A 1,071-nucleotide genomic window follows, 5' to 3' on the forward strand; every position below is an offset into this window, starting at 1 on the left:
GTCTGGTGCCCCAATGCAAGGCGTAAGCCTGCGCATGGCGCGGCCCGATGACGCCCCCGCCATGACGGTGACGCAGCGGGCCAGCTGGCTCGCAGCCTATGGCGAGGTGCTCGGTGCCGACATGCTGACCCAGCTTTCGGTGACCGAGCACCTGCAGATCTGGCAGAGCCGGCTCGCCGGATCCGGCCCCAGGCCCATGTTGATCTGCCAGGACGAGGTGGTCATAGGCCTGCTTTACTGGCAACTCGTGCTGGATAGCACAGAGCCGAGCGCCCTGATCCGCGCTTTTTACCTCCATCCCGAGCACTGGCGCCTGGGTCATGGCAAGCGGCTATGGCAGGCGGTGGCTATGCAGATGCGTCGTGCAGGTTGTGGCAGCGTCAGATTGTGGCTGCTCGATGGCAACCGGATCGGCGAGGGGTTTTACCTGAGGCGCGGCTTCGTCTTCGACGGTCAGGCACGCACCCTGATGAGCCTTGGGCAGGCTTGCCTGCAACGGCAAATGTTCCGTTTGCTTTGATCTCTCTCCCATTTTTCGCCCCCGATCACTTTATTTTTTTTGCGAATTAATACAATGTGCAGCTCTGGACCGGCTGAGGTGAGGTGACTCACCGACAAGGGAGTGTGGGCATGTATTACGGCTTTGATATTGGTGGCACCAAGATAGCGTTCGCCGTGTATGACGACGCCTTGAACCTCTGTCATGAGGAGCGCATGAGCACGCCCGGTAACGATTACGAGGGATTGCTGCAGCTCATCCGTGCCCGGGTCGAGCAGGCGGACGCCCGTTTCGGCGCGAGAGGCGCCGTGGGCATCGGCTTTCCTGGCATCCTCAATCGGCACGATCACAGCATAGTGGCGGCGAACCTGCCCTCCATCAATGGCCGCCATCTGGGCGCCGATCTGGCCGAGCGGCTGGGCCGTCCGGTCAAGGTGGACAACGATGCCAACTGCTTCCTCTGGTCAGAAGTGCACCAGGGGGCGGCGGCCGGGGCCGACAGTGCGTTGGGGGTCACCATCGGCACCGGCATCGGCGGCGCCGTCTATCTGGCGGGCAAGCTGATCCAGGGC

The 1,071-nt window shown here is 62.7% G+C and carries 2 protein-coding genes; both read left to right on the forward strand.

The genetic code is table 11. From position 1 onward, the window contains the following. Positions 1-13: 13 nt before the first annotated feature. The gene (locus tag AAC083_RS17860; protein ID WP_042038242.1) at positions 14-520 is read left to right on the forward strand and encodes a GNAT family N-acetyltransferase; all 507 of its coding nucleotides are present in this window, start codon (positions 14-16) and stop codon (positions 518-520) included. A 110-nt stretch (positions 521-630) separates the two neighbouring features. After that, on the forward strand, positions 631-1,071 hold a 441-nt coding region (locus AAC083_RS17865; RefSeq protein ID WP_146181723.1), incomplete at its 3' end, for an ROK family protein.

The organism is Aeromonas sp. HMWF014 (assembly GCF_963878295.1).
In the GTDB taxonomy this organism is placed as follows: Bacteria; Pseudomonadota; Gammaproteobacteria; order Enterobacterales; family Aeromonadaceae; genus Aeromonas; species Aeromonas popoffii.